Raw genomic sequence first — 17,784 nt, 5'->3', positions numbered from 1 at the left:
CATGGTACGGCGACCGGCTCCCACCGGATTAATCCGCAGCTACACCCGCCGGCGCTCCCGTTCGGCGGCCAGCTCGGCGAGGACGACCTCGCAGGCCAGGTTCTGGCCGTAGCCACGCCGCGCCAGCATCCCGACCAGCCTGCGGCTCACCTTTGTGTCGTCGCCGGCCAGCGTCTCGCGCCGCAGCTTGGCCCGCACCAATTGCTCCGCCCGGTCGCGCTCGGCGCCGGCGTCGATCCCGGCCAACGCCGCGGTGATCGCGTCGTTGTCGACGCCCTTGGTGTGCAGCTCGGCGGCCAGGGCGCGCCGGCTCTTGCCGGCCCTTGCCCGCCGGGACGCCACCCACTGTTGGGCGAACTCGGCGTCGTCGATCAGGCCCACGGACGCCAGTCGATCCAGCACTCGGGTGCTGACGTCGTCGGGGTATCCGCGTCTAGCCAGCTGACCGGACAGCTCGGCCCGGGTGCGCGATCTCGCGGTGAGCAGGCGCAGGCACAACGCCCGCGCCTGCTCCTCGCGAGAGGGCTCAGAAGTCGACGGGGGCGGGCAGGACACCATCGGCTGAGGGGTCATCGGTCACGACCGCGCCAATGCCAAGCTTTTCCTTGATCTTCTTCTCGATCTCGTTGGCGATGTCGGCGTTCTCCATAAGGAAAGTGCGAACATTCTCCTTGCCCTGGCCGAGCTGCTCGCCCTCGTAGGTGAACCAGGAACCGGACTTGCGGATGAAGCCCTGATCCACGCCCATGTCGATCAGCGAGCCCTCCCGGCTGATCCCCCGGCCATAGAGGATGTCGAATTCGGCCTGCTTGAACGGCGGCGCCACCTTGTTCTTGACGACCTTGACCCGGGTGCGGTTACCGACCGCATTGGTGCCGTCCTTGAGCGTCTCGATCCGGCGCACGTCCATGCGCACCGATGCGTAGAACTTCAAAGCCTTTCCACCCGTGGTGGTTTCAGGACTGCCGAACATCACCCCGATCTTCTCGCGGAGCTGGTTGATGAAGATCGCCGTGGTTCCCGAATTGTTCAGCGCGCCAGTCATTTTCCGCAGCGCCTGGCTCATCAGCCGGGCCTGCAGCCCGACGTGGCTGTCCCCCATCTCGCCTTCGAGTTCCGCGCGCGGCACCAGGGCCGCGACCGAGTCGATGACCAGGATGTCCAGCGCGCCGGAGCGGATCAGCATGTCGGCGATCTCCAGCGCCTGCTCACCGGTGTCGGGCTGGCTGACCAGCAGCGAATCGGTGTCGACGCCGAGCTTCTTGGCGTAGTCGGGGTCCAGGGCGTGCTCGGCGTCGATGAACGCCGCGACGCCGCCGGCGGCCTGGGCGTTGGCCACCGCGTGCAGCGCGACGGTGGTCTTACCCGAGGACTCCGGACCGTAGATCTCCACGACCCTGCCGCGCGGCAGGCCGCCGATGCCCAGGGCCACGTCCAGTGCGATGGATCCGGTCGGGATGATCGAGATCGGCTGACGCGTCTCGTCGCCGAGACGCATCACCGAGCCTTTGCCGTAGCTCTTTTCGATCTGGGCCATCGCCAGGTCGAGAGCCTTCTCGCGGTCGGGGGCTTGCGTCATGGTGCCTCTTCCTATCGTCGGTGTGTTCGGTGACCGGTATCGGTCGGTTGGCCGTGACCCTAGGCGCGGGGTCCGACAAGTCTCCGAACGCTCACCACAGTAGCCGAACACGTGTTCGATTCAAGAGGACACGCCGGGCGCGGTAACGGCGTATGGCAACATTTGCTACCGAAAGGCGCTGACGGGGCCAAAGCAGCCTGCTAAAGCCGAGGAAACCGGTGTGAATCCGGTGCGGTCCCGCCACTGTGATCGGGGACGGACACGTCCTGACCCGAGAGCCAGATACTCACCGTCAGCGCTTCCTCATGACAACTGGGGCGGATTTCCCCGGAGAGGTTTGGTCGCGCATGGACATTTCTGCCGAGCTGGCCGAAATATCTTCTTACAAAATGTTTTTCACCTTCACTGTCGGGGGCGACGCAGCGGGATGGCATCCGGTCGGGCAGTCCTACGCCGACGGTTTCAGTGATCTGATCGACGCCACCGCCCGGCGCTATCGCACGTCGGACCTGCGGATCGCCGCCTCGCAGGTTCATCTCGGCCACGCCACCCGCCTGTGGTCACCGGTGCTGGCGTGCGCGCTGGGGCACGGGGTCGTTCCGGATCTCAAAGGCCTGCAGCGCGCCGACGACGCGGCGCAACTTCGAATGCCCGAGCCCGTCGGACAAGCCGTCGACTCGCCCTCCGCGGGTTTGCTGTACCGCATCGTCGTGAAACAACACATGAAGCCGTTCGCCGCCAGCCTGCGGGTCAAACTGGCCCCCGCCCTGCTCGCGGGCAACATCGCGTCCGCACTCATGGGAGCGTCGCGAGCCCTGCTCTCGGCCCGGCCCGATCTGCGCGGCCCCATCCTGGAGATCACCGAATCACTGCTGGGCACCGGCATGTTGGCCGGATGCGGTGTGATCACCAGCACGCACCTGGGTTTCAGGCGTCGCAGCTGCTGCCTCTTCTATCGCGTCCCCGGGAAGTCCGTGTGCTCCGATTGCGTGTTTCGCCGGATACGCCGTAGCAACAGATGAACGTGCGTAGTCGCTCACCCCTAAGCGCGGGGCTTCACCCCTAAGCGCGGCTCACCACTGGTCGCGGGGCACGTCGAAGTCGACGCACAGCGCCCGCCAGACGTCGCGCGGCTCGACGCCATCCTCGATTGCCTGGGCCGCGGTGCGGCCGTCGAACCCGGTCAGCACGTGATCCACCAGCACCGACGCGCCGTACGCCGCGCCGAAGCGCAGCACCACCCGCTCGTTGAATTCCGTCAGCCGCACCCGCATCACCCCGCGAGAGCCAGCGCTTCGTGGCACACCCGCACCGGGTCGGCGACCCCGTCGATGCCGGCGGCGGCTTCGCGGGCGGCCTCGCGGTAGCGGGGCGTGGACAGCACCTCGTTCGTCGCGGCCACCAGCGCGTCGGCGGTCAGCGGCCGGACCAGCCGCGCGCTGCCCTGACGAACCACCCGATTGGCCATCTCCCACTGGTCTCCCCCGCCGGGAACCACCACCAGGGGCACCCCGGCGAGCAGCGTCTTGGTCACCATCCCGTGGCCGCCACCGCAGATCACCACGTCGGCATGCGTCAACAGCTCGGCCTGGCGCCCCAGCCCCACCACCGCCCAGCGCGGCACGGCCAGATCCGGTCCGTCCAGCCGCGACACCACCAACCGCGATCCCGCCGGCAGCGTGTCGCCCGGCGTCAGGCGTCGCAGCGCGACGTCGGCCAACCCGGCGGTCCCGGTCGCCGCGGTCGAGGGCGCGACCACCACCACCGGCCCGGGACCCGGTGGGATCTCGAGCACCCGGTCAGTAGGCTCGAAGTGCAAGGGGCCGACCACCACGGCCTCGTCCGGCCAGTCCGGACGGGGCACCTCGAGCGCGGGCAGCGTGGCGATGAGCCGTCGCAGCGGCCCGGGATCGACGGCGGGCAGCCCGATCTGCAGCCGGACCGCGGCACGCTGCTTGACCCCGGTCCGCCAGGAGCGCGCGGTCAACGCGCGCATCGTGGCGTCGCGCAGCCGGCCGCGGATGCCGGTGCCGGGCGCCAGCCCGCTGCCTATCGGTGGCAATCCCTTGGACGGCAGGTACAGCGGATGCGGGTTGAGCTCGATCCACGGAATGCCCAACAGCTCGGCGGCCATGCCGCCGCCCGCCGTGATGACATCGGAGACCACCAGGTCGGGCGCCAGCTCGCGCAGGGCGGGCAGGTTGAGCTCGGCCATCCGCGCCGCGCGCCCATGGATTCGGGCCCCGGCGTCGACGTCGTCGTCGGTGGCCGCGAGCCCGTCCAGCGCGACCGCGTCGATCCCGGCGCCGCGGGCGGTGCCGATCCATTCCTCGCCGGTGAACAGGGTGGGCTCGTCGCCGGCCTCGCGGAAGCGCAGGCACAGTGCGATCGCCGGAAACGAGTGCCCGGGGTCTGGCCCGGCAACGACGGCGACGCGCATCAGCCCTACCCTGCCACAGCGCCGGAGGGGCCGGCTCGCCTACGCTGGCAGCCATGACAGAGCCGACTGGGACGGCCGTCGCGAACACCAGGACGGTCGAAGGTTTCCTGAACGCCTTGCAGGACGCGGATTACGAAACGGCGGAGGCGTCGTTGGACGACAACCTCGTCTACGAGAACGTGGGACTGCCGACGATCCACGGCCGCGCCAGAGCGATGAAGCTATTCCGGCGGATGGACGGGCGCGCCGCGTTCGAGGTGAAGATCCACCGCATCGCCGCCGATGGGGCCGCGGTGCTCACCGAACGCAGCGACGCGCTGATCTTCGGTCCGTTGCGGCTTCAGTTCTGGGTGTGCGGCGTGTTCGAGGTGCACGACGGGCGAATCACCCTGTGGCGCGACTACTTTGACTTCTTCGACATGCTCAAGGCCACGGCGCGTGGGCTGGCCGCGCTGGTAATACCGTCACTAAAAGCGTCGTTCTGACAGGGCATGACACAGACATGGCCAACGACAGCGTCCGCACCAAGCCCAACGCCCTGGAGTACATCCGCTATTGCTACGGGCGCCGGCTACCCGACTCGATGCGGGATTGGGTGCGCAACGACCTGGCCGGCAAGGGCGCCGTCGCCCGGATGATGATCCGCGTCGCGGTGCCGGCGGTGTTGGTGCTCATACCGTTCTGGTTCATCCCGACCACGCTCGACGTCCATCTGAGCATGACGCTGCCGATCCTCATTCCGTTCGTGTATTTCTCGCACGCGCTCAACAAGGTGTGGCGCCGGCACATGCTGGCGGTGCACGGGCTGGATCCCGGGCTCGTCGACGAACGCGCCCGGGCGCGAGACGCGCACATCCACCAGGCCTACATCGAGCGCTACGGCCCGCGGCCCGAAGACTAGCGGCGCGCTACTTGCGCTGCAGTCCGCCGAGTTCGTCGAACGCCTGCGCCCAGCCGAGGAGACGATCCGTCGCTCCGACCAACTCGTCGCGGTAGCGTTGCTGCGACGCGGCTAGCACTCCCCCGGTGTCGCCGTTGGCCGACGATACCAATTGTGCTGCGGCGGTGACCATTTCATTGTATTGACGAACGCCCGCGCTCAGCTGCGCGGTGAACGCGTTGATGGTGGGCACCAGATACGAGCGTGACGACTCCGAGTAGTGCACCGCCCGCTCCATGGACACCACCTCGGCCGCAGTGGCAGCCATCGCCGCCGAGGTCTTGTTCGCCGCCGCGGTCAGGTCGCGGATTTCGGCCGCCGGCAACATCGCGCCCCGCTCGATCACACCCAGGAGAGAGAAGAATCCTCGTTCCGAGGCGCCCAGCGCGTACATCGCCGGTCGCGCGGCCGAACCGGGCGGCGGCAGCCTGCGCGCGTTGGCGGGCCGGCTCGCCGGCAGCGGCTCGGATCGCAGCCAGCGGTAGCGAAGCAGCAGCAACGTCGCCGGGATCACCAGAACGACCGCGATGGCCCCGGTGATCTCCAGCAGCAACGCGAACCAGCCCCAGGCCGCGAGCACGGCCGTCACCACCGCCCAGAACACGCAGCCGGCGGCGAATATCAGGCCCCACCGCAGCGCGCGTCGGCGGCGTCGCAGCAGCCGGGCGCGTGGATCCGCGGCGGCGCTGATCTTCTGGGCCACAAAGTCGGAAAGGTCGGCGGCGGTGTCCAGCCCCCGCTGCAACAACGCGCGCCAGGATCCGCGCCCCGTCGCGTTCACCGACATCGTGGGACCCTTCGCGGTTTAGGACTGACCGAAGGGCTTCTCGGCGGCTTGCCCGCCGGTCTCGGCGGGCGCGGGCGTGGCCGGGGTGGCTTCCGCTGCGGCGGTCGAGCCCGTCGGCAGGGCTTCGCCACGCATCGACGCGCGGATCTGCTCCAGCCGGGAATGACCGGCCATCTGCACACCGGCCTGCTCGACTTCGAGCATCCGCCCCTGCACGGAACCCTGCGCAAGCTCCGCCGCGCCCACCGCATTGGCGTAGCGGCGTTCGATCTTGTCGCGCACCTCTTCGAGGCTCGGCGTGTTACCGGGGGCCGCGATCTCGCTCATCGACCGCAGCGACGCGCTGACCTGCTCCTGCATCTTCGCCTGCTCGAGCTGGCTGAGCAGCTTGGTGCGCTCGGCGATCTTCTGCTGCAACACCATCGAGTTTTGCTCGACGGCCTTCTTGGCCTGGGCCGCCGCCTGCAGCGCCTGGTCGTGCAGCGTCTTGAGGTCTTCGACGCTCTGCTCGGCGGTCACCAGCTGGGCCGCGAACGCCTCGGCCGCGTTGTTGTACTCGGTGGCTTTCGCGGTATCTCCGGAGGACGTGGCCTGGTCGGCCAGGGTCAGGGCCTGGCGCACATTGACCTGCAGTTTTTCGATGTCCGCCAGCTGCCGGTTGAGCCGCATCTCCAGCTGACGCTGGTTGCCGATCACCTGGGCGGCCTGCTGCGTCAGGGCCTGATGGGTGCGCTGCGCTTCCTCGATGGCCTGCTGGATCTGGACTTTGGGATCGGCGTGCTCGTCAATTTTCGCGTTGAACAACGCCATGACGTACTTCCACGCTTTGACGAACGGATTGGCCATTGCTTAGCTCCGCCTTCGCTACTTGTGGGCCCGGTAGGCCTTGGGTAGAGCCCTGCTGGGCTCGTGCTCACCCTGCCGCTCAATTTAGTGGGGCGCTCAGGCCACCGCCAGAGACGCCACCGGCGGAATGACGACCTTCGTGCCGGGGTCGATGGTGGAACCGCTTGCCACGGCGGTCGGCTCGCCAGCCAGCTCGCTGTGCGCGGCGCGTTCCTCGCTCGCCATCCGCTCGCCGGCGTCGGTGAGGACCGCCGACAGCGGGACCTCCAACGCATCGCAGATCGCGTTGAGCAGCTCGCTGGAGGGCTCCTTGCGGCCGCGCTCGACTTCGGACAGGTACCCGAGGCTCACCCGAGCCGCATCGGACACCTCGCGCAACGTCCGTCCCTGCGTTGTCCGGGCCAGGCGCAACACGTCGCCGATGACCTCGCGCACCAATGGCGGCATTCCCGCTCTCCTTCGTCCCGGTTCGTTCCAGTTTGTTCCAGGCAGCCCTGCTCGACACGAGCTCATTAGGTCAACGCCGGCACCGGTGGCCTAGTTCCCGCCCGTCGCCTGGCGAACTTCCCGGACGGCGGACGCGACGTAGTCGATGCCGGTCACCACGGTGAGCACGACCGCCGCCGCCATCACCACCGAAGCCCCCACCAGGAACGGCCCCGAGAGGGGCAGCACGAACAACCCGATCGCCAGCGCCTGGACCACGGTCTTGACTTTGCCGCCCCAGCTGGCGGGGATGACGCCGCGACGAATCACCGTCAACCGCAACACGGTCACCCCGACCTCGCGAGTCAGGATCAGCACGGTGACCCACCACGGCAGGTCCCCAAGCATCGACAATCCGATCAGCGCCGACCCGATCAGCGTCTTGTCGGCGACCGGATCGACGAACGCACCGAATTCGGTTGCCATGCCGTAGTTGCGGGCCAGCAAGCCGTCCAGCCGGTCGGTGATCATGGCGATCGTGAAAATCACGAAAGCGACTATGCGCCCGACGATTTGGTGGCCATCCCCGGCGAACAGGGCGAGCAAAAAGATCGGGACCAGCACCAGCCGCAACAGCGTGAGGATGTTCGCGAGATTGGCGATCCGGACACGCCGCACTATCGGACCCGTTTGCGGCTGCCCCGACACGGCAACAGAATAACGGTTGACCAGCGCAGGCGTGCCCGATGTCAATACTGTTGACCCGTGACCGAAAGCCAACAGGATCACCGGCCGGTGGTGCGGCGCGCGCGAACATCCGATGTCCCGGCGATCAAACAACTCGTCGACACCTACTCCGGAAAGATCCTGCTGGAAAAGAACCTGGTGACGCTCTACGAGGCCGTTCAGGAGTTCTGGGTGGCCGAGCTCGCCGGAAAAGTGGTCGGTTGCGGGGCGCTGCACGTGTTGTGGTCCGACCTCGGCGAGATCCGCACCGTCGCCGTCGATCCGGCCGTGACGGGGCGTGGCGTCGGCCATGCGATCGTCAACCGGCTGCTCGAAGTCGCCCGCGAGCTGCAGTTGCAGCGGTTGTTCGTGCTGACGTTCGAGACGGAGTTCTTCGGCAAGCACGGGTTCAGCGAGATCGAGGGCACACCGGTCACCGCCGAGGTGTTCGAGGAGATGTGTCGCTCCTACGACATCGGTGTCGCCGAGTTCCTGGACCTGAGCTACGTCAAGCCGAACATCCTCGGCAACTCCCGGATGCTGCTGGTGCTTTAGTCGTCGGGCTCCTCACTCGTCTTGGAGGTCGGATCCGCCCGCGGAACCCCGGATCGCGGCCAACGTCGCGGCCAGCTCGTCGGGCTTGACCAGCACGTCACGCGCCTTGGATCCCTCGCTGGGCCCCACGATGCCGCGGGTCTCCATCAGGTCCATCAGGCGGCCCGCTTTGGCGAAGCCGACGCGCAGCTTGCGCTGCAGCATCGACGTGGAGCCGAACTGGCTGGACACCACCAGCTCGACGGCCTGCAGGAACACGTCCATGTCGTCGCCGATGTCCGGGTCGACGTCGGTGCGCTCGCTGGTGGGCTTGGCGGTGGTCACGCCGTCGGTGTATTCGGGTTCGGCCTGATCCTTGCAGGCGGCGACGACGGCGTGGATCTCCTCGTCGGTGATGTAGGCCCCCTGCAAGCGCAGGGGCTTGCTGGCTCCCATCGGCAGGAACAGGCCGTCGCCCATCCCGATCAGCTTCTCCGCGCCCGCCTGGTCCAGGATCACCCGACTGTCGGTGAGCGACGACGTCGCGAACGACAGCCGCGCCGGCACGTTGGTCTTGATGAGCCCGGTCACCACGTCCACCGACGGCCGCTGGGTGGCCAGCACCAGGTGGATGCCCGCGGCCCGGGCCTTCTGGGTGATCCGCACGATGGCGTCCTCGACGTCACGCGGCGACGTCATCATCAGGTCGGCCAGCTCGTCGACGATCGCCACGACGTACGGGTACGGGCGGTACTCACGCTGGCTGCCCAGCGGCGTCGTGATGGCACCCGACCGCACCTTCGCGTTGAAGTCGTCGATGTGACGCACCCGCGACGCCTGCATGTCCTGGTAGCGCTGTTCCATCTCCTCGACCAACCACGCCAGCGCGGCCGCCGCCTTCTTCGGCTGCGTGATGATCGGGGTGATCAGATGCGGAATGCCTTCGTACGGCGTCAGTTCCACCATCTTCGGGTCGATCAGGATCATCCTGACCTCCTCCGGGGTGGCCCGCGTCAACAGCGACACCAGCATGGAGTTGACGAAGCTCGACTTCCCGGAACCCGTGGAGCCGGCCACCAGCAGGTGCGGCATCTTGGCCAGGTTGGCCGAGATGAAATCGCCCTCGATGTCCTTGCCCAGCCCGATCACCAGCGGGTGGTGGTCGCGGCGGGTCGACGGCGCGGTGAGCACGTCGGCCAGGCGCACCATTTCGCGATCGGTGTTGGGTACCTCGATGCCGACGGCCGACTTGCCCGGGATCGGCGCCAGCATGCGGACGCTCTCGGTGGCCACCGCGTAGGCGATGTTCTTCTGCAGCGCCGTGATCTTCTCCACCTTGACGCCGGGGCCCAGCTCGACCTCGTAGCGCGTGACGGTGGGCCCGCGGGTGCAGCCGGTGACGGCCGCGTCGACTTTGAACTGGGTGAGTACCTCGCCGATCGCGGTGGCCATCTGGTTGTTGGCCGCGCTGCGCTTTTTGGGCGGGTCGCCGGTGACCAGCAGGTCCAGCGACGGCAGCGTGTAGGGGCCCTCGACGACGCGGTCGGTGACCTGGGGCTGCTTGCGCGAGCCGCGCCGGCCGCGCGGTTTGGCGGCTTCGAAGGCCGGTTCGGGGACCGTGGGGGTTTCGTCGTACACGTCGTCGCCGGCGCCCTCCGACGACCACGCCTGCGGTTCTGCGTCGAAAGGTGGCTCGTCGTCGAACCGGTCGTCGAACTCGTCGGCGTAATCGTAGGCGGACTCGTCGTAGTCACCGTTTTCGTCGTCGATCAGCCGGGTGCCGAACGTGGCCCGAATCATGTCGGGCAATTCGCGGATGGTGGTCCCGGTGAGGAGTAACAGGCCGAACATGAACCCGATGAACAGCAGCGGCGCGGCGATCCAGGGCGTCAGGCCGTCCGACAACGGACCACCGATGGCGAAGCCGATGAATCCCGCTGCGCGCCTGCGCAATTCGGGATCTTCCGGAGAACCGGACCACAGGTGGCGCAGGCCGAGGACCGACAGGGCGATGAGGCTGGCGCCGAGTATCAGCCGGGGCCGCGCATCGGGGTTGGGCTGAGTCCGCATCAGCGCCACCGCGACGCCGCCCAAGACCACCGGCAGCGCCAGGACGGCCGACCCGATGAACGTCCGGAGCACGACGTCGACCCACGCGCCGATCGGCCGGGCGGCGTCGAACCACGAGCTCGCCGCGACGACGACGGCCAGCCCGAGCAGAACCAGCGCGATGCCGTCGCGGCGATGCCCGGCGTCGATGTCGCGGGCCCGCCCGATCGAGCGCGCCGCACCGCCGGTGCCGCGCGCCGCCATCAGCCAGGTGGCGCGCATGGCCCGGCCGCAGGTCAGCCCCGCGGCGACCAGCACCGACTGGTTGTGCCGTTTGGCGGGTCTACCCGGGCGCCGGCGGGGTGCGGCCGGTCGCGTACTTCGGGACCTGCCCCGCGAAGCGGCCTTTGACCTGCTCGTTCGGCTTCGTGAGCGGGCCGCGGTCTTACTAGCCATGGTGGCCAGGGTAGTCGTAAATACATCATCTGCACCACCCGCCACACTGGTAACGGCGATCCTCTCCGATCCCCTCCCTCGGGCGCCGCAGCGGCCCCCGGAACGCGTGGGTAGGGTGACGAACGGTGATCAAAGTCACGCCGCTCCCCGTCCTGCCCAGGAGGCCCTAGCATGCCCGTCGTCGTCGTCGCCACCATGACCGTCAAACCCGAATCGGTCGACACCGTCCGCGACATCCTCACCAGTGCGGTGGAAGAGGTGCACGACGAGCCGGGCTGCCAGTTGTACTCGCTGCACGAAACGGGTGAGACGTTCGTGTTCGTCGAGCAATGGGCCGACCCCGAGGCGCTCAAGGCGCACAGCACCGCCCCCGCGATCGGCAAGATGTTCGCGGCGGCCGGCGAGCACCTGGCCGGAGCGCCGGACATCAAGATGCTGCAGCCGGTGCCCGCGGGGGATCCAGAAAAAGGGCAACTGCGCCGGTGACCCCCGGCCGGCCGCTGGATGGCAAAGTCGCGCTCATCACCGGCGCCGCGCGCGGGCAGGGTCGGGCGCATGCGGTGCGGCTGGCCGCGGACGGCGCGAATGTGATCGCTGTCGACGTGTGCGCGCAGATCGACAGTGTCCCGTATCCGCTGGCCACCCCGGAGGATCTGGCGGAGACCGTCAAGCTCGTCGAGGACACCGGGGCACGCATCGTCGCCAAACAGGGCGATGTTCGCGATCGCGAATCGCTTTCGGACGCAGTCCAGGCCGGCGTCGACGAGTTCGGGCGCCTCGACATCGTGGTGGCCAACGCCGGCATCGCACCCATGCAGTCCGGCGGCGACGGCTGGCGCGACGTCATCGACGTCAATCTCACCGGCGTGCACCACACCGTGGAGGCCGCGATACCGACAATGGTCTCCCAGGGCAGCGGCGGTTCGATCGTGCTGATCAGTTCGGCCGCCGGGCTGGCCGGCATCGGAAGTGCCGACTCGGGCTCCATCGGCTACGCCGCGGCAAAACACGGTATGGTCGGGTTGATGCGCGTATACGCCAATTTGCTTGCCCGCCACAACATCCGGGTCAACTCGATACATCCGTCCGGGGTCGACACCCCGATGATCAACAACGAGTACACCCGACGGTGGCTGGCCGACCTCGTCGCGCAGTCCGATTCACCGCCGGACATGGGCAACGCGCTGCCGGTGCAGGTGCTGGCGCCGGCCGACATCGCCGACGCGGTGGCATGGCTGGTATCCGATCAGGCTCGCTACCTCACCGGCGTCGCGTTGCCGGTAGACGCCGGCTACTTGAACAAGCGATAGTCATGGCGCGAAACCCCGTGGCGCAGACCGCCTTCGGCCCGATGGTATTGGCGGCCGTCGAACAGAACGAGCCGCCCGGCCGCCGCCTGGTCGACGACGACCTCGCGGACCTGTTCTTGCCGGCCCCGCTGCGCTGGCTCGTCGCCGCGACCCGGGCCGCCCCGATCCGGCGCCTGATGATCCGCGGATCGGAGTTCACCGGCCCCGGGTTGTGGGTGAACATGGCCTGCCGCAAGCGCTTCATCGCCGACAAACTTGCCGAAGCGCTCAGTGACAACCAGGACATCGACGCCGTCGTCATCCTCGGCGCCGGATTGGACACCCGCCCCTACCGGCTGACCCGGCAGGTGCGAATGCCCGTTTTCGAGGTGGACCTGCCGGTCAATATCGCCCGCAAGGCCAAGACGGTTCGGCGGGTGCTGGGCGAGCCGCCGCTGTCGGTTCGGTTGGTGGCGCTGGACTTCGAGCGCGATGACCTGCTCACCTCGTTGGCCGAGCACGGCTATCACACCGATTACCGTGCCTTCTTCATCTGCGAGGGCGTCACTCAATACCTCACCGAAGACGGTGTCCGGCGGACCCTGGAGGGCCTCCGCGCGGCCGCCCCGGGCAGCCGATTCGTGTTCACCTACGTCCGCCGGGACTTCATCGACGGGACGAACCTGTACGGCACCCGGACGTTGTACCGCAACACCCGCGAGCGCCATCAGCTTTGGCACTTCGGCCTGCAGCCCGACGAGGTCGCCGGGTTCCTCGGCGAATACGGCTGGCGGCTGGTGGAGCAGGCCGGGCCCGACGAGTTCGTCCAGCGCTACGTCGAACCCACCGGTCGCAAGCTCCCGGCATCACAGCTGGAGTGGTCGGTGTACGCGGAGAAGGTTTAGCGCCGCTAGACCTCGATGACGGTCGGCACGATCATCGGCTGGCGGCGGTAGGTTTCGCCCACCCATTTGCCGACGGTGCGCCGCACCGCCTGGGCGATGCGGGTCGGGTCGGTCACATCGTTGGCAACCAGCGATTCCAGCTCCGCCTCGACCTTGCGGGCGGCGGGCTCGAGCGCCTTGGGATCTTCGGAGAATCCGCGCGAATGTAGTTGCGGCGCGGCCACCGGCCGCCCCGTGCCGCGCTTGACCACCACGGTCACGGCGACGAAACCGGAAGACAGGATGAGCCGTTCGCCAAGGGTGATATCGCCGACGTCGCCGGTGATCAGACCGTCGACGAACATCTGGCCGACCGGCACCGCGCCCGCGATGGAAGCCTTGCCCGCCACCAGGTCGACGCTGACGCCGTTCTCGGCCAACAGGATCGACTCCGGCGGCACGCCGGCGCGCGCCGCCAGCTTGGCGTTGGCGCGCAGCATCCGCCAGGTGCCGTGGACCGGCATCACATTGCGCGGCCGAACCCCGTTGTACAGGAACAGCAGCTCGCCGGCGTAGGCGTGGCCCGAAACATGAACGCGCACTTGTTGGTTGGTGACCACCCGGGCCCCGATCTTGGCCAGCGAGTCGATGACGCCGTAGACGGCTTCCTCGTTGCCCGGGATCAGCGACGACGACAGAATGATCAGGTCACCGGCGGTCAGCGTGATGCTGCGATGCTCGCCGCGCGACATCCGCGACAACGCCGACATCGGCTCGCCCTGGGTGCCGGTGGTGATCAGCACCACCTGGTCGGGCGCCATCATCTCGGCGGCGGAGATGTCGATGACGTCGGAATCGGCCACCCGCAGGAACCCCAGCTCGCGGGCGATGCCCATGTTGCGCACCATCGATCGCCCGACGAACGACACCCGCCGGCCCAGAGCCACCGCGGCGTCGATGATCTGTTGCACCCGATCCACGTTCGAGGCGAAACACGCCACGATGACCCGCCCGTCGGCGCCCCTGATCAGGCGGTGCAGGGTCGGGCCGACTTCGCTTTCCGACGGCCCGACGCCGGGGATCTCGGAATTGGTCGAGTCGCACAAGAACAGGTCCACGCCCGCGTCGCCGAGCCGCGACATGCCGGGCAGGTCGGTGGGGCGGCCATCGAGCGGCAGCTGGTCGAGCTTGATGTCGCCCGTGTGCAGGACGGTTCCAGCGCCGGTGTAGACCGCGATGGCCAACGCGTCGGGGATGGAGTGGTTGACGGCGAAGTATTCGCACTCGAACACCCCGTGCCTGGTGCTTTGGCCCTCTTTGACCTCGATGAAGGCCGGCTTGATGCGGTGCTCGCGGCATTTCGCGGCGACCAGCGCCAGCGTGAACTTCGATCCGACGACGGGGATGTCGGGCCGCAGCTTGAGCAGAAAAGGGATCGCCCCGATGTGGTCTTCGTGCGCATGGGTCAGCACCAGCGCCTCGATGTCGTCGAGCCGGTCTTCGATGTGGCGCAGGTCCGGCAGGATCAGGTCGACACCGGGCTCGTCGTGGGTGGGAAACATCACCCCGCAGTCGATGATCAGCAGCCGGCCCAGGTGCTCGAAAACCGTCATGTTGCGGCCGATTTCGCTGATGCCGCCCAGCGCGGTGACCCGCAACCCACCCGTGGTCAGCGGACCTGGTGGGCTGAGGTCTACATCCACTTGCGGGCCACCCTCACTTCTCGCTCATCGGAGCACTCATCGGAGCACCGAGGCCGCCCGCATATCGGCGGCGAGCTGTTCGCTTTGTTCCGGTGTTGCCGCCATTTGGGGCAGGCGCGGATCACCGATGTCGAAGCCCTGCAGGCGCAGGCCGGCCTTGGACAGCGTCACCCCGCCCAGCCGGCTCATCGCATCGCAGAGCGGGGCGACCAGGACGTTGATCTTGCGGGCGGTGGCGATGTCTCCGGAGTTGAAGGCGGACAACAACTCTCGCAGTTGGCCCGCCGCCAGGTGCGAGATCACGCTGATGAATCCGGTGGCACCCATCGCCAGCCAGGGCAGGTTCAGGGCGTCGTCGCCGGAGTAGTAGGCCAGCCCGGTCTCGGCGATGATCTGGCCGCCGCTGTGCAGGTCGCCCTTGGCGTCTTTGACGCCGACGATGTTCGGGTGTGCGGCCAGCGCCCGGAGGGTGTCGGGCTCGATCGGCACCACCGAGCGCGGGGGAATGTCGTAGAGCAGCACGGGCAGCTCGGTCGCATCGGCGACTGCGGTGAAGTGCGCGTGCAGCCCGGACTGCGGCGGCTTGGAGTAGTACGGGGTGACCACCAAAAGGCCGTGGGCGCCTTCGGCCGCGGCGGCTTTGGCCAGGCGGACGCTGTGCGCGGTGTCGTAGGTGCCGGCACCGGTGATGACGCGGGCGCGGTCGCCCACCGCCTCCAGCACGACACGCAACAGCTCGCGCTTCTCGTCGTCGGTGGTGGTCGGCGACTCGCCGGTGGTGCCCGAGATCACCAGGCCGTCGCATCCCGCGTCCACCAGGCGGTTCGCCAGCCGCGCCGCCGCGATCGTGTCAACCGAGCCGTCGGCGCCAAAGGGCGTGACCATCGCTGTTAGCAGAGTTCCCAGGCGTGCCGGGGCGTCGAATCCGACGGTACTCACGGTGTTCAGGCTACCTGGCGGCGGCAAGCTTTTTAGCACCTACCGGCCCGGTTGTGTCCCCGTGCGCCTCGGCTTCACCCCTCACGCTTCGGTCGCGAGCGGGCTGGTGGCGACCTCGGTGCCGTCGGCCAGGGTGGAGACCTCGAAGTCGGCGAACACGGCCGGGGCGATGGCGGCGAGCTGGCGCAGACACTCGATGGCCAGCCGCCGGATCTCGACGTCGGCGTGCTCGCTGGCCCGCATCGCGATGAAGTGCCGCCAGGCTCGGTAGTTCCCGGTCACCACGATGCGGGTTTCGGTGGCGTTGGGCAGGACCGCGCGCGCGGCCTGACGGGCCTGCTTGCGGCGCAGGGCGCCCATCTTTTCGGTGGGCTGGCCCGTTGCGAACTTGGCCTCCAGCCTGGCCAGCAGGTCGGTGTAGGTGGCCCGGCCGGCATCGGCTGCGGCGGCGAGGATCCGCTGGAGTTCGGGATCATCCTCCATGCCCGGCGGCACGACGACCCGCGACTCCTTTTCCGGGACGTAGCGCTGCGAGAGCTGCGAGTACGAGAAGTGCCGGTGCCGGATCAGCTCGTGCGTGCAGGACCGCGAGATGCCGGTGATGTAGAACGACACGCTCGCGTGTTCGAGCACGGAAAAGTGGCCGACGTCGATGATGTGCTTGATGTAGCCGGCGTTGGTCGCGGTCTTCGGGTTGGGCTTGGACCAGCTCTGGTAGCAGGCTCGCCCGGCGAACTCGACCAGCGCGGGGCCGCCGTCGGCGTCGGTGGTCCACGGCACATCGGGGGGCGCCAGGAATTCGGTCTTGGCGATCAATTGCACGCGCAGCGGCGCGGTCTCAGCCACGGCGCTCACCTTAGCCGGGCCATCAGCTCACCCGCTTCGAAGCCGCGCGCAGGTCGCCGGCCAGGTTGCCCCGTGTGGAGACGCTGAACCCACCCAAGCCCAGCCACGCGGCCATGGACTGAAGTTCGCCGGCCAGCGCCGCGGCGGCGCGACCGCGGTCCACGTCGGGCTCGGCGAACGCACCCACGACGCGCAGCGCACCGGCGGCGCGGTCGGCCTTGAGGTCGACGCGCGCCACGAGCCGGCCGTCCAGCAGGAACGGCCACACGTAATAGCCGTACTGGCGCTTGGCCGCCGGGGTGTAGATCTCGATGCGGTAGTGGAAGCCGAACAGCCGCTCGACGCGGGGCCGGAAGAAGATCAACGGGTCGAACGGGCACAGCAGCGCGGTGCCGCGGTCACCGCGCGGCACCGTCCGGCCCGCCCGCAGGTACGCCGGCGCGGGCCAGCCGTCGATGTCGACCCGTTCGATCTCCCCGGCGGCCAGCAGGTCGGCGATCGCGGGCTTGATCTGCTGTGCGGACAGGCGGAAGTAATCGCGCAGGTCGGCCTCCGCGGCCACGCCCAGCGCGGTGGCGGCCCGCAGCGTGAGCTCGCGGACGGCCTCGTCGTCGTCGACCTCGCGGGCCAGCACCTCGGCCGGCAGCACCCTTTCCACCAGGTCGTAGTGGCGGGCGAAGCCCACCCGGGTGGCGGTCGTGAGCACCCCGGCGGAAAACAGCGCCTCGGCCACCCACTTGGTGTCGCTGCGCGTCCACCAGGTGCCCTTCTTACGCCGCGGCTCGAGGTCCATAGCGGCCAGATGCGCCTCGATCTGCCCGGCGGTGCTGGGCCCCAGCTCGGCGACCGCCGCGACGACGTCGTCGGCGAGTTGCGGATTGGCCTGCAACGCCTCGAGAAACCGGTGGGGGCCCCAGCGGCCATGCCGATACTGCCGCATCCTCCAGCGCATCAGCGGCCAGTCTTCGACGGCCATCAGAGCGGCCTCGTGGGCCCAGTATTCGGCCAGCAGCCGCGACGACCGCGGACCCCAGGCCGCGCGGTCCAGCACGTCGCGGTCATAGGGGCCGAGCCGGCTGAACACCGGCGCATAATGAGCGCGCACCGCCACCGACACCGAATCCAGTTGCAGCACTTGGATTCTCGATACCAGGCGCTTCAGATGCGCCCGGGTGATCGCGCCGCGCGGTCGCGGCTCGTTAAATCCTTGGGCCGCAACGGCTATCCGCCGGGCTTGGGCGCCGGTCAGCCTGGGGGGCCGGGGGGACACGGCGCCGACAATACTGGCCCGGTCTGACAATGCTGGCCTGACAACACTGGTCTGACAACACTGGCCTGAC

Annotated in this window: 20 protein-coding genes and 1 riboswitch; of the genes, 7 read left to right on the top strand and 13 right to left on the bottom strand. The window is 68.4% G+C overall.

Going from position 1 to position 17,784, the window contains the following annotated elements; translation table 11 throughout:
- Positions 1-39: 39 nt before the first annotated feature.
- Both recX and recA read right to left on the bottom strand, forming a co-directional pair.
- On the bottom strand, positions 40-573 hold the full coding sequence (recX, locus tag A5745_RS09020) for a recombination regulator RecX (protein ID WP_083662826.1): 534 nt from the start codon (positions 571-573) through the stop codon (positions 40-42).
- Entirely contained in the window at positions 527-1,579 is a 1,053-nt protein-coding gene (recA, locus tag A5745_RS09015) for a recombinase RecA (RefSeq protein ID WP_076063692.1), read from the bottom strand. The genes recX and recA overlap by 47 nt, the downstream gene beginning before the upstream one ends.
- A gap of 165 nt (positions 1,580-1,744) precedes the next feature.
- Positions 1,745-1,888, top strand: a riboswitch (cobalamin riboswitch).
- Between the two features lie 38 nt (positions 1,889-1,926).
- Here recA and A5745_RS09010 point away from each other — a divergent pair.
- A complete protein-coding gene (locus A5745_RS09010; protein WP_076115796.1) occupies positions 1,927-2,601 on the top strand; it encodes a (2Fe-2S)-binding protein in 675 nt (224 codons plus the stop codon).
- A 51-nt stretch (positions 2,602-2,652) separates the two neighbouring features.
- Here the strand turns inward: A5745_RS09010 and A5745_RS09005 are convergent, their stop codons facing one another.
- Together A5745_RS09005 and A5745_RS09000 are read right to left on the bottom strand one after the other, a co-directional pair.
- Positions 2,653-2,853, bottom strand: a complete 201-nt coding sequence (locus A5745_RS09005; protein ID WP_076063689.1) for a DUF3046 domain-containing protein — start codon at positions 2,851-2,853, stop codon at positions 2,653-2,655.
- Positions 2,853-4,019 carry a glycosyltransferase gene (locus tag A5745_RS09000; RefSeq protein ID WP_076115795.1) on the bottom strand — a complete coding sequence of 389 codons (1,167 nt, stop codon included), beginning with the start codon at positions 4,017-4,019 and terminating at the stop codon, positions 2,853-2,855. Before A5745_RS09000 ends, A5745_RS09005 begins: the two co-directional genes overlap by 1 nt.
- Before the next feature lie 53 nt (positions 4,020-4,072).
- On the opposite strand from A5745_RS09000, the gene A5745_RS08995 reads away from it, so the two are divergent.
- Both A5745_RS08995 and A5745_RS08990 read left to right on the top strand, forming a co-directional pair.
- On the top strand, positions 4,073-4,504 hold the full coding sequence (locus A5745_RS08995; protein ID WP_076115794.1) for a limonene-1,2-epoxide hydrolase: 432 nt from the start codon (positions 4,073-4,075) through the stop codon (positions 4,502-4,504).
- Positions 4,505-4,521: 17 nt separating this feature from the next.
- Positions 4,522-4,920: a DUF5313 domain-containing protein gene (locus A5745_RS08990; RefSeq protein WP_076115793.1), complete on the top strand. Its 399-nt coding sequence runs from the start codon at positions 4,522-4,524 to the stop codon at positions 4,918-4,920.
- A gap of 7 nt (positions 4,921-4,927) precedes the next feature.
- On the opposite strand, the gene A5745_RS08985 is transcribed toward A5745_RS08990, so the two are convergent.
- The 4 genes from A5745_RS08985 to pgsA all read right to left on the bottom strand — a co-directional run bounded on the left by A5745_RS08985 (position 4,928) and on the right by pgsA (position 7,726).
- The gene (locus A5745_RS08985; RefSeq protein WP_076063681.1) at positions 4,928-5,746 is read right to left on the bottom strand and encodes a hypothetical protein; all 819 of its coding nucleotides are present in this window, start codon (positions 5,744-5,746) and stop codon (positions 4,928-4,930) included.
- An 18-nt stretch (positions 5,747-5,764) separates the two neighbouring features.
- Positions 5,765-6,592: a phage shock protein PspA gene (pspA, locus tag A5745_RS08980; RefSeq protein ID WP_076063679.1), complete on the bottom strand. Its 828-nt coding sequence runs from the start codon at positions 6,590-6,592 to the stop codon at positions 5,765-5,767.
- Positions 6,593-6,688: 96 nt separating this feature from the next.
- Complete coding sequence (gene clgR / locus A5745_RS08975) at positions 6,689-7,039, bottom strand: transcriptional regulator ClgR (protein ID WP_076115792.1); 351 nt, start codon at positions 7,037-7,039, stop codon at positions 6,689-6,691.
- Between the two features lie 90 nt (positions 7,040-7,129).
- Entirely contained in the window at positions 7,130-7,726 is a 597-nt protein-coding gene (pgsA, locus tag A5745_RS08970) for a CDP-diacylglycerol--glycerol-3-phosphate 3-phosphatidyltransferase (RefSeq protein ID WP_217695275.1), read from the bottom strand.
- A 57-nt stretch (positions 7,727-7,783) separates the two neighbouring features.
- Here pgsA and A5745_RS08965 point away from each other — a divergent pair, with 57 nt between their 5' ends.
- Positions 7,784-8,299, top strand: a complete 516-nt coding sequence (locus tag A5745_RS08965; RefSeq protein ID WP_076115791.1) for an amino-acid N-acetyltransferase — start codon at positions 7,784-7,786, stop codon at positions 8,297-8,299.
- Between the two features lie 12 nt (positions 8,300-8,311).
- On the opposite strand, the gene A5745_RS08960 is transcribed toward A5745_RS08965, so the two are convergent.
- A complete protein-coding gene (locus tag A5745_RS08960; protein ID WP_076115790.1) occupies positions 8,312-10,783 on the bottom strand; it encodes a DNA translocase FtsK in 2,472 nt (823 codons plus the stop codon).
- A gap of 171 nt (positions 10,784-10,954) precedes the next feature.
- Here A5745_RS08960 and A5745_RS25005 point away from each other — a divergent pair, with 171 nt between their 5' ends.
- Genes A5745_RS25005 through A5745_RS08945 form a run of 3 tightly spaced genes read left to right on the top strand, consistent with a single transcriptional unit; the run spans position 10,955 to position 12,977 of the window.
- Entirely contained in the window at positions 10,955-11,269 is a 315-nt protein-coding gene (locus tag A5745_RS25005; RefSeq protein WP_076063672.1) for a putative quinol monooxygenase, read from the top strand.
- Positions 11,266-12,093: a mycofactocin-coupled SDR family oxidoreductase gene (locus tag A5745_RS08950; protein ID WP_076063670.1), complete on the top strand. Its 828-nt coding sequence runs from the start codon at positions 11,266-11,268 to the stop codon at positions 12,091-12,093. The genes A5745_RS25005 and A5745_RS08950 overlap by 4 nt, the downstream gene beginning before the upstream one ends.
- A gap of 2 nt (positions 12,094-12,095) precedes the next feature.
- Positions 12,096-12,977, top strand: a complete 882-nt coding sequence (locus A5745_RS08945; RefSeq protein WP_076115789.1) for an SAM-dependent methyltransferase — start codon at positions 12,096-12,098, stop codon at positions 12,975-12,977.
- A 5-nt stretch (positions 12,978-12,982) separates the two neighbouring features.
- On the opposite strand, the gene A5745_RS08940 is transcribed toward A5745_RS08945, so the two are convergent.
- From A5745_RS08940 to A5745_RS08925, 4 genes are all read right to left on the bottom strand, one after another.
- The gene (locus tag A5745_RS08940; RefSeq protein WP_076063667.1) at positions 12,983-14,659 is read right to left on the bottom strand and encodes a ribonuclease J; all 1,677 of its coding nucleotides are present in this window, start codon (positions 14,657-14,659) and stop codon (positions 12,983-12,985) included.
- Positions 14,660-14,695: 36 nt separating this feature from the next.
- Complete coding sequence (gene dapA, locus A5745_RS08935) at positions 14,696-15,598, bottom strand: 4-hydroxy-tetrahydrodipicolinate synthase (protein ID WP_076115788.1); 903 nt, start codon at positions 15,596-15,598, stop codon at positions 14,696-14,698.
- A gap of 81 nt (positions 15,599-15,679) precedes the next feature.
- Positions 15,680-16,444, bottom strand: a complete 765-nt coding sequence (gene thyX, locus A5745_RS08930) for an FAD-dependent thymidylate synthase (protein ID WP_076063929.1) — start codon at positions 16,442-16,444, stop codon at positions 15,680-15,682.
- Between the two features lie 22 nt (positions 16,445-16,466).
- A complete protein-coding gene (locus A5745_RS08925) occupies positions 16,467-17,744 on the bottom strand; it encodes a winged helix-turn-helix domain-containing protein (protein ID WP_371336881.1) in 1,278 nt (425 codons plus the stop codon).
- Positions 17,745-17,784 lie beyond the last annotated feature (40 nt).

This window comes from Mycobacterium sp. IS-2888 (assembly GCF_001954215.1).
GTDB lineage: Bacteria > Actinomycetota > Actinomycetes > Mycobacteriales > Mycobacteriaceae > Mycobacterium.
The sequence above is the reverse complement of the archived record's forward strand: the minus strand, read 5'-3'. Positions and strand labels throughout refer to the sequence as shown.

What these genes read in the sequence shown, in the direction of transcription:
- recX (WP_083662826.1), bottom strand. Translation starts at nt 573, where the DNA reads ATGACCCCTCAGCCGATGGTGTCCTGCCCGCCCCCGTCGACTTCTGAG.
- recA (WP_076063692.1), bottom strand. Translation starts at nt 1,579, where the DNA reads ATGACGCAAGCCCCCGACCGCGAGAAGGCTCTCGACCTGGCGATGGCC.
- A5745_RS09010 (WP_076115796.1), top strand. Translation starts at nt 1,927, where the DNA reads ATGGACATTTCTGCCGAGCTGGCCGAAATATCTTCTTACAAAATGTTT.
- A5745_RS09005 (WP_076063689.1), bottom strand. Translation starts at nt 2,853, where the DNA reads ATGCGGGTGCGGCTGACGGAATTCAACGAGCGGGTGGTGCTGCGCTTC.
- A5745_RS09000 (WP_076115795.1), bottom strand. Translation starts at nt 4,019, where the DNA reads ATGCGCGTCGCCGTCGTTGCCGGGCCAGACCCCGGGCACTCGTTTCCG.
- A5745_RS08995 (WP_076115794.1), top strand. Translation starts at nt 4,073, where the DNA reads ATGACAGAGCCGACTGGGACGGCCGTCGCGAACACCAGGACGGTCGAA.
- A5745_RS08990 (WP_076115793.1), top strand. Translation starts at nt 4,522, where the DNA reads ATGGCCAACGACAGCGTCCGCACCAAGCCCAACGCCCTGGAGTACATC.
- A5745_RS08985 (WP_076063681.1), bottom strand. Translation starts at nt 5,746, where the DNA reads ATGTCGGTGAACGCGACGGGGCGCGGATCCTGGCGCGCGTTGTTGCAG.
- pspA (WP_076063679.1), bottom strand. Translation starts at nt 6,592, where the DNA reads ATGGCCAATCCGTTCGTCAAAGCGTGGAAGTACGTCATGGCGTTGTTC.
- clgR (WP_076115792.1), bottom strand. Translation starts at nt 7,039, where the DNA reads ATGCCGCCATTGGTGCGCGAGGTCATCGGCGACGTGTTGCGCCTGGCC.
- A5745_RS08960 (WP_076115790.1), bottom strand. Translation starts at nt 10,783, where the DNA reads ATGGCTAGTAAGACCGCGGCCCGCTCACGAAGCCGAACGAGCAGGTCA.
- A5745_RS25005 (WP_076063672.1), top strand. Translation starts at nt 10,955, where the DNA reads ATGCCCGTCGTCGTCGTCGCCACCATGACCGTCAAACCCGAATCGGTC.
- A5745_RS08945 (WP_076115789.1), top strand. Translation starts at nt 12,096, where the DNA reads ATGGCGCGAAACCCCGTGGCGCAGACCGCCTTCGGCCCGATGGTATTG.